8 protein-coding genes are annotated in these 8,461 nt (G+C 63.7%); 6 read left to right on the forward strand and 2 right to left on the reverse strand.

Annotated features, from left to right (window positions below):
• Positions 1-45 precede the first annotated feature (45 nt).
• Entirely contained in the window at positions 46-1,377 is a 1,332-nt protein-coding gene (locus P3T16_RS23390) for an NAD(P)H-dependent oxidoreductase (protein ID WP_429344049.1), read from the reverse strand.
• Between the two features lie 489 nt (positions 1,378-1,866).
• The gene (locus tag P3T16_RS23395; RefSeq protein ID WP_429344050.1) at positions 1,867-2,865 is read right to left on the reverse strand and encodes a sugar-binding transcriptional regulator; all 999 of its coding nucleotides are present in this window, start codon (positions 2,863-2,865) and stop codon (positions 1,867-1,869) included.
• An 86-nt stretch (positions 2,866-2,951) separates the two neighbouring features.
• Between P3T16_RS23395 and P3T16_RS23400 the strand changes: the two genes are divergently transcribed.
• The 6 genes from P3T16_RS23400 to P3T16_RS23425 all read left to right on the forward strand — a co-directional run bounded on the left by P3T16_RS23400 (position 2,952) and on the right by P3T16_RS23425 (position 8,229).
• On the forward strand, positions 2,952-3,809 hold the full coding sequence (locus P3T16_RS23400; RefSeq protein WP_429344051.1) for a hypothetical protein: 858 nt from the start codon (positions 2,952-2,954) through the stop codon (positions 3,807-3,809).
• A gap of 42 nt (positions 3,810-3,851) precedes the next feature.
• Positions 3,852-4,457 carry a hypothetical protein gene (locus P3T16_RS23405; protein WP_429344052.1) on the forward strand — a complete coding sequence of 202 codons (606 nt, stop codon included), beginning with the start codon at positions 3,852-3,854 and terminating at the stop codon, positions 4,455-4,457.
• Between the two features lie 332 nt (positions 4,458-4,789).
• Positions 4,790-5,944, forward strand: a complete 1,155-nt coding sequence (gene ribBA / locus P3T16_RS23410) for a bifunctional 3,4-dihydroxy-2-butanone-4-phosphate synthase/GTP cyclohydrolase II (RefSeq protein WP_429344053.1) — start codon at positions 4,790-4,792, stop codon at positions 5,942-5,944.
• A 54-nt stretch (positions 5,945-5,998) separates the two neighbouring features.
• Positions 5,999-6,514 carry a 6,7-dimethyl-8-ribityllumazine synthase gene (gene ribH / locus P3T16_RS23415; RefSeq protein ID WP_429254545.1) on the forward strand — a complete coding sequence of 172 codons (516 nt, stop codon included), beginning with the start codon at positions 5,999-6,001 and terminating at the stop codon, positions 6,512-6,514.
• Entirely contained in the window at positions 6,511-6,945 is a 435-nt protein-coding gene (gene nusB / locus P3T16_RS23420) for a transcription antitermination factor NusB (protein ID WP_429254546.1), read from the forward strand. The genes ribH and nusB overlap by 4 nt, the downstream gene beginning before the upstream one ends.
• A 90-nt stretch (positions 6,946-7,035) precedes the next feature.
• A complete protein-coding gene (locus P3T16_RS23425; protein WP_429344054.1) occupies positions 7,036-8,229 on the forward strand; it encodes a pyridoxal phosphate-dependent aminotransferase in 1,194 nt (397 codons plus the stop codon).
• Positions 8,230-8,461: the final 232 nt, after the last annotated feature.

The raw sequence follows: 8,461 nt of genomic DNA on the forward strand, positions 1-8,461 counted from the left end.
GTCTTACTCTGGTCCCATGCAAGATGGTTGCTGGATGGTCGAAGGTCAGGCAGCCGCCGCGGCTTTGCCGAACACCATCTCGTCCTGACGACGACGCAAGGCGACGATCGGCGACGCGGCATCGACCGCGCAGTTGCGATACGTCAGCAACTCGCCGCGACGGATCGGCTGCGTGACGCGGCCGTTCTCGATCAGTCCGCACGGCACGGCGTCCTGCGCACGCGCGTCGCCCACCGACATCGCCCATGCCCGATACGTGTATTCGCCGATCGCGTCGAGCCGTTCGCCCGGCTGCAGGTTTTTCTTCGCGACCGCGCAGACCTCGACGACCGGCACCGGCAGCGGCTCCATATCAGCGCGGCCGTACAGCACGACGCGCGCGCACGTCAGCGGCACTTCGAGACTCGTCAGGTGATACGGGCGATAGAACGTGTAGTACGGGCCTTCGCCCAGCCGCAGATCTTCCATGCGTTCCCGCAGACGCGGATGCGCCATTTCGGCGACCACAAACACGCCCGGCGCGACGCCCTTGCCAATCGTGTAGTCGACCACGCCCTTGCGCGACAGGATGCCGCCGTCCTCCACCGGACACAGCACCTTGTGCAACTGGTCGAGCGTCGCGGACGGCCCGTGCATGCCGGGCACGTCCGGCGTGAGACCGGTCGCGTTACCGATCGCCGCCATCTCGACCGCCGTCTTCGAGCCGTCGACGAACTCCACGAGCATGCGCGGGTTCATGTTGCGGCGACGCGCTTCGTCCATGTAGGCGTCCGGCGTGGCTTCGATGTTGAGCGGATTGTTCTTGCCCTTGCCGGCAGCGACGATCGGATAGCCGAGCGCGCTGACGAACTGGATCAGCTCGATCGTCGAACTCGGTTCATCGCCCGCGCCGAGCGAATACACGACGCCGAGTCGTTCCGCCTCGCGACGCAGGAAAGCGCCGATGGTCACGTCAGCCTCGACGTTCATCATCACCAGATGCTTGCCGTGCTCCATCGCGACGAGGCCGATCTGCGCGCCGACCGCCGGCTTGCCGGTCGCGTCGATCACGACGTCGATCTGCTCGCTCGTGCACACCGCGTTGACGTCCTGCGTGATCGCGATGTGGCCGGCTTCGATCGCCTGGGTCATCGCGCTTTGCGTGTCGACTACGCGGTAACCCTCATCGACGCCGTTCGCGACCTTGACCGCCGCGCACGCCGCCTCGGTGCGCAGTTCCGCAATCGCGCCGATTTCGAGGCCGTGCATCTGCCGCACCTGCGTGACGATGTCCGTGCCCATCTCCCCGCTGCCAATGAGACCGATGCGGATCGGACGGCCAGACGCGGCGCGCTTTTCAAGGTCGGCGGCGAGGCCGCAAGGGGTGATGTTGTGCATGAGCATGTCTCCACAAATGCTGCGCGCGGAACGCGCGGGAAGTGTTCGAGGACTTTCGCCTGGTGTTGCCGGGACAGAACTTATGTATTTCAGAATAGCAGTATGTTCAAGAAAGAGACAAGGTCGGGTTTGGGTAAAACGCGGTTTTTGGGGGTGGGACTTACCCCTGGGTGATCAGGAAAGTGCGGCGGGAAACGAGGGAGGTTGTAGTACCGCAGCGAGCTGGAAGGCGGAAGTGAGGCAGGTTGCGAGGTGAGGCGCGGGTGCGGGTGAAGGCAGGACTTATCCTTCACGCGCGGATTGCGGCTGGGGTTTGCGAAGGCGGAACGCGGAACACGGAACGCGGCGTGCAGGCGCAACGTTGCGCCCAAGGGGGACATCCGGTCTGGCCCGGAAGTTGCTGCGGTGAGCAACGGCCACCGCACGACCCGCTTCGCCACTTCATGCCAGCGATGCTGACCGGCAAGGCCGGACCGTCAGATCATCGAACTACAGCGTCCTGGCAGCACCAGCAAGCTTGAGGACATCTTTTGCCGTGTACTCATCGGTGATGAGCGCCGTCGGCCTGAGCAGCTTCAACGCACCAGCCAGCGCCTGCACCTTGCTCGCACCGCCCGCTGCCAGCACGCGCACCGGTACTTTCTTGATGATGTCGAGCGGCACCGACATGACGCGCTCGTTGATCGGATGGTCGACCAGCTTGCCGTCCGCGTCGAAGAAGTTAAACAGCAGGTCGCCCACCGCGCCCGCCTTGATCACCGACGCGCGGTCCGCGTTGCTGATGAACTTCGACAGATGCGCCGTGGCATCCGGGCCGGTACCCGAGGCGCCGAGCACGACCGCGTCCAGCGACTTCGCGAGTTCGAAAATATCGCCGAGTCCGCAGCGTTCGATCAATGTCTGCCGCGTGGCCGCGCTGTCGACAACGAGCGGCGCAGTCATCAGATAGCAGTCCGCCTGATACAGCGAAGCGAAGCGCCACGCGAATTCCGCCGGATTGAACTTGCGCGCCTTCATGATGCCGCCCAGCAGCGACACGACCGACACGTCGTCCACCGCGCGCTCGTTCATGAACGCGAGCGAGCTGACAAGCGTACGGCCCCAGCCCACCCCGATACGCATATTGCTGCGCACGAGCGACGACACGTAAGCGCCGGTCGCCGCGCTGACAGGGCCGGTCGCGTCCGCGCCACGCGACGACAGCGGCACGACGATGACTTCATCGACACCGAAGCGCTTCTCGAGCAGACGCTCGGCCTCGACGCATTCGGCCAGACGATCGCCGATCGAAATCTTCACCTCATTGCGCTCACGCGCGGCGGCCAGCAAACGCACGACCGTCACGCGTCCGATGCCGAGTTTCTGGGCGATTTCGTTCTGCGTCATCTCCTCGACGAAGTACATCCACGCCGCGCGCAGACGCAGTCGCCGGGCGGGATTTTGTTCGTCGCTTTCGATCGGCTCGGGGGCAACACTCGCTTTCGGCAAGCTCGGCTCCTATGATGAATAAAGTCAGTCTTGCGACTGAACACTTGTGCTATCTTAACTTCAAATGTTGCAACCCAGAGACGCCCATGGAGTCGAAATCGCCCTTGCCGCAGCACCTAGGCCGCGACATCAGCCAACTGGGGCTCGCACTGAGAGACTGTGCGCGTCAGCTTCGTTATGCGGCGCGCAATGTGCCCGGGCCGATCAGGAGCGACCGGCCGGTCACCACGCGCTCGCCTGCCAGACAATCGCCGGGAGCGCCCTCGCATCTCTCGCTGGAAACCGTCGCACAACTCGCGGATGGCCTGATCGAAACGGCCGAGTCATTCGCGGGTCACGCGGTGCCGCCGCTCCAGGATCACTGGAAATCACCTGTTCCACTTGAGCCGCTGACGCGCTATCTCGATCAGTCCGGCAATCAGGCGAAAACGTTGCGCAAGTTTTCGACGGCGTACTACGCAGCGGCCAAACGCATGATCATGCAGTGCGGCGCCGCCGACGTACTCATTTTCGAGCACCGGATCAGCAGCGCCTTCGAGCGCATGAACGAATCGCTCCCGGCGCCGGGCACGCACCTCGCCCGACCCGCTGCGGACACCACGATATCGCGTGCCGCGCTGTGCCGCGTGAGCGCACAACTTGTACTGTCGCTGATCGATCAGCAGCCGATCCGCAGCACGCGCTTCGATGTCCTGCCCGATGCCAGCGCGCCATGGTGGCTGGTGACCGAGCCCAACGCATACGTGTTCCTGATGCTGTCGATGGCTGCGCTCGCGAAGGACATTTGCCCCACCGGGCTCGTCACCGAACCGGACGCCGTCGTGCGATTTTTCGCCGACGTGGTGGGTGCCCGCGAAGCCGCTTTCCGCCGGGCACTCAAGGAACGCGACGCGCTGGGGGCGTTGAGCGACGAAATCGAACATGTTGTCACGCATCTTTGCTGAAATCCGCGTGTGCAGTCTTTGCATGCGTGCAAGGGAGCCTTGATGGGCCAGCCGCCGCTCAGCAGCATTCACACGAGAAAATCAGGCACGTGGGAACACGTGCAGAAACTGACGCTCTGCCGCCAGCTCCTGCAGCAATGCTGCGACGAATATCGCGAGCGGCACAGCGTGCGCGTCGAGATCGACGACCGCCAGTTCACCACCGCGTTTTTCGCATGGCTCGACGTGGTCGCGCGCAACGCCAGCTACCGCAATACCAATGCGCCCGACTACTTCCAGTTCGCGTTCGGCGTGTTGTTGCGCGACCTGTTGCGCGACAAGGCCGTACACGTGACTGCTGACTCTTCGCCGCACCCGCAGCCTGCTGCGGACGATATCGCAGGCTGGTGGCCGGTCGGCTACCTGCTCACCTGGTTCTGCATCGGCACGCTCAAACATGTCATGCGCGAAGAGTGCGCACTGGAAGTTCAGCCGGCCGACGCACTCTCTCAGCGCGACGTGTGGCAATCCTTCCGCGAAAACATCGTCGAGGAGCCCAGCCTCGCGATCGCCTTCTTCGACAGATTCATGGGCCTCGAACCCAACTGGCGTGAACCCGGCCAGGTCCTCAACCGGCCCGGCGCCGTTAGCATCAGCAAGCCCGCGTGACGGCGTAGCCATTTCTTGCGTCAAGCATAGGGCGAGGTGCGAACCACCGCCAGTCGGCCTGATGACCAGGTGTAGCGCCGCCGTTTGCGGCCCCTTTTGCCACCCCTTTTGCCGCGTGATCGCCGCCTGGCCGGCGCTTACGGCGAAGCCCTGACCGGCACGCAGGATGCACGACTGGATCGGCACGAAGACCGCCGGCGCGCGGGGCCAGATAGCCCAAACGCGACCACCCACATAAGGTAAACCCCGCCAAATGGCCTATGCCGTCTGGCCGAAGCGACGCGGGGGCGCGCGTGGCGTAAAATACGCGCTTTCCTGACATTCTCGCCAACATGACGCTCGCCTCCACTCTTGAGATCATCGCCGAACTGAAGGCCGGCCGGATGGTGATTCTCGTCGACGAAGAAGACCGCGAAAACGAGGGCGACCTCGTAATCGCCGCTGAATTCATCACGCCGGAAGCGATCAATTTCATGGCCCGCTATGGCCGTGGGCTGATCTGTCTGACGCTCACGCAAGACCGCTGCAAGCAGCTCAACCTGCCGCTGATGACGTATCGCAACGGCACGCAGTACGGCACGGCATTCACGGTCAGCATCGAGGCCGCCGAAGGCGTCACCACCGGCATTTCCGCCGCCGACCGCGCACGCACGATCGCAACGGCCGTCGCGCATGACGCGCGCGCCGAGCACATCGTGCAGCCCGGCCACGTGTTCCCGATCATGGCGCAGCCCGGTGGCGTGCTGGTTCGCGCCGGTCACACGGAAGCGGGTTGTGATTTCACGGCGCTTGCCGGCCTGACACCGGCCGCTGTGATCTGCGAAATCATCAAGGACGACGGCACGATGGCGCGCCTGCCTGACCTCATCGAGTTCGCGCAGGAACACAACCTGAAGATCGGCACGATTGCCGATCTGATCCATTACCGCAGCCGCACCGAATCGATTGTCGAGCGCATCTGCGAACGCACGATGCAAACGGCGCACGGCCCGTTCCGCGCGGTGATGTATCTCGACCAGCCGAGCGGTTCGCCGCACATTGCGCTGGTGCGCGGTACGCCCACGCCGGATCGCGACACGCCGGTGCGCGTTCACGAGCCGCTGTCGGTGCTGGACCTGCTGGAAGTAGGCGCATCCACCCATTCGTGGACGCTTGATGCGGCCATGAAGGCAATCGCCGAGCGCGATCTTGGCGTGGTGGTGCTACTCAACTGTGGCGATTCGAAAGATCACCTGATCGACGTCTTCAAGGCCTTCGACTCGAAAGAACGTGCCGAAGCACTCAAGCGCCGTCCTGTCGACTTCAAGACGTACGGCGTTGGCGCGCAGATTCTGCGCGAACTGGGTGTCGGCAAGATGCAGGTGCTGTCGAATCCGCGCAAGCTGGGCACGATGTCGGGGTATGGCCTCGAAGTCACGTGCTTCGTGCCGATGCCGGGCGCCCTGGCCGCACCCTGCCCGCCTGGCTCATCGGTACCGCAAGCCTGATCACCCGGATACTCATCGCTCACACGCGCTCATCCCAAACACTACGGACCTCAAATGGAAATCGGACAATATCAACCGAATCTCGACGGTGACGGCCTGCGCGTCGGCATCGTGCAGTCGCGCTTCAACGAACCCGTCTGCAACGGCCTCGCTGACGCCTGCATCGAAGAACTCGAACGCCTCGGCGTCACGGGTGAAGACGTACTGCTCGTCACCGTGCCGGGCGCGCTGGAAATCCCGCTCGCGCTGCAAAAACTCGCGGAAAGCGGCCAGTTCGACGCACTGATCGCGGTTGGCGCTGTCGTGCGCGGCGAGACATATCACTTCGAACTCGTGTCGAACGAAAGCGGCGCCGGCATCACGCGTATCGGCCTCGACTTCGGCATCCCCGTCGCGAACGCTGTCCTCACCACCGAGACTGACGAACAGGCCGTCGCGCGCATGACCGAAAAGGGTCGTGATGCGGCACGCGTCGCCGTCGAAATGGCGAATCTCTCGGTCGCGCTCGAACAGCTCGGCGGCGATGACGACGAAGATGAAGACGAGGAAGACGAAGAGGAACGGGCATGAAGAGCGCTCGCCGACGTTCCCGCGAACTGGCCACGCAGGGTCTGTATCAGTGGCTGCTCTCGGGCTCGCCCACGGGTGAAATCGATGCGCAGCTGCGTGGCGCACAAGGCTACGACAAGGCCGATCACGAGCATCTGGACGCGCTGCTGCACGGCGTGATCCGCGACTCGGAAGCGCTGTCGATCGACCTGATGCCGTGCCTCGACCGTCCGATCGACCAGCTCTCGCCGGTTGAACGCGCGGTGCTGCTGGTCGCTGCATTCGAACTGAAGAATCACATCGACATTCCGTACCGTGTCGTGATCAACGAAGCCGTGGAACTGGCCAAGACGTTCGGCGGTGCAGACGGCTACAAGTACGTGAATGGCGTACTGGACAAACTGTCGCTACAACTGCGCGCCGCTGAAACACAGGCCGCCCGCAAGCACTGATCCGGCGCGACCGGAATGGGTGCCACTTCGCGCAACACGCGGCGCACCTGTTCTGGCCGGTCACGCCCTTGAGAAACTGGAAGTATCCGCATGAACACCGTGACTGAACCGCTGGTGCGGCTTGCCGCCCGCGTCGATGCCATCCAGCCGTTTTACGTGATGGAACTGGCCAAAGAGGCCGCGCTGCTGGAGCGCCAGGGGCGCGACATCATTCACATGGGAATCGGCGAACCCGATTTCACCGCGCCGGAACCGGTCATCGAGGCGGCGACGAGCGCGTTGCGCCGCGGTGTGACGCAATACACGAATGCACTCGGTTTGCCCGCATTGCGCGAGGCAATCGCCGGGCACTATCAGCAGATGTACGGCATCACTGTCGATCCGGCGCGCATCGTGGTCACGGCGGGCGCATCGGCGGCGTTGCTGCTTGCGTGCGCGGCGCTCGTCGATCGCGATGACGAAGTGCTGATGCCCGATCCGTCCTATCCATGCAACCGGCACTTCGTCGCTGCGGCCGAAGGCAAGGCGGTGCTCGTGCCGAGTGGTCCGGCAGAGCGCTTCCAGCTGACCGCCGCCGACGTCGAACGCCTGTGGAACGATCGCACGCGTGGCGTGCTGCTCGCGTCGCCGTCAAATCCCACTGGTACGTCGATCGAACCGGCGGAACTGAAGCGGATCGTGAATGCGGTCCGCGCGCGCGGCGGCTTTACGATCGTCGATGAAATCTATCAGGGCTTGAGCTACGACGCGCCGCCCGTGTCCGCACTGTCGTTCGGTGACGATGTCATCACGGTCAACAGCTTCTCGAAGTACTTCAACATGACCGGCTGGCGGCTGGGCTGGCTTGTCGTGCCACCCGCGATGGTCGGTGCATTCGAGAAGCTCGCGCAGAACCTGTTCATCTGCGCGTCGGCGCTGGCGCAGCATGCCGCCCTCGCCTGCTTCGAACCGGACACAATCGCGATCTACGAAGGTCGCCGCCTCGAATTCAAGCGGCGTCGCGACTTCATCGCACCCGCGCTCGGGTCGCTCGGCTTTTCGGTGCCCGTGATGCCGGACGGCGCGTTCTATGTGTACGCCGACTGCACGCACGTTGCCCATCCGGCTGCAGGCAACAGCGCTGCGCTCACCAGCGCAATGCTGCACGACGCGGGTGTCGTGCTGGTGCCGGGGATGGATTTCGGATCGCACGCGCCGCACGCCTATATCCGTCTGTCGTATGCGACGGCTTATGCAAAGCTCGAAGAAGCCGTCGAACGGCTACGTGGATTTTTCGGCCGCTGATCACGCCGGACGTCGGCCCGTGTATCAACGAACAGCGATCACCCGCGACAATGAAAAAGGGCACCCGAAGTGAACTGAACCCCAAGAGTTGGACATAGATCCGACCCTTGGGGTTTTTTCATGGCGAAGCACGACGCGAAGCTCAAACTCAAAGTAGTAAGGCGATACCTGGCAGGAGGTATCGGAACCGGTGCCCTGGCGCGAGAGTACGGGGTAGCACGTACTCTCGCGC

The organism is Paraburkholderia sp. GAS42, assembly GCF_050436565.1.
GTDB lineage: Bacteria > Pseudomonadota > Gammaproteobacteria > Burkholderiales > Burkholderiaceae > Paraburkholderia.

Bases quoted from the DNA above. Each gene is read 5' to 3' on its own strand.
- P3T16_RS23390 (WP_429344049.1), bottom strand. From the start codon at position 1,377: ATGCACAACATCACCCCTTGCGGCCTCGCCGCCGACCTTGAAAAGCGC.
- P3T16_RS23400 (WP_429344051.1), top strand. From the start codon at position 2,952: ATGGAGTCGAAATCGCCCTTGCCGCAGCACCTAGGCCGCGACATCAGC.
- P3T16_RS23405 (WP_429344052.1), top strand. From the start codon at position 3,852: ATGGGCCAGCCGCCGCTCAGCAGCATTCACACGAGAAAATCAGGCACG.
- ribBA (WP_429344053.1), top strand. From the start codon at position 4,790: ATGACGCTCGCCTCCACTCTTGAGATCATCGCCGAACTGAAGGCCGGC.
- ribH (WP_429254545.1), top strand. From the start codon at position 5,999: ATGGAAATCGGACAATATCAACCGAATCTCGACGGTGACGGCCTGCGC.
- nusB (WP_429254546.1), top strand. From the start codon at position 6,511: ATGAAGAGCGCTCGCCGACGTTCCCGCGAACTGGCCACGCAGGGTCTG.
- P3T16_RS23425 (WP_429344054.1), top strand. From the start codon at position 7,036: ATGAACACCGTGACTGAACCGCTGGTGCGGCTTGCCGCCCGCGTCGAT.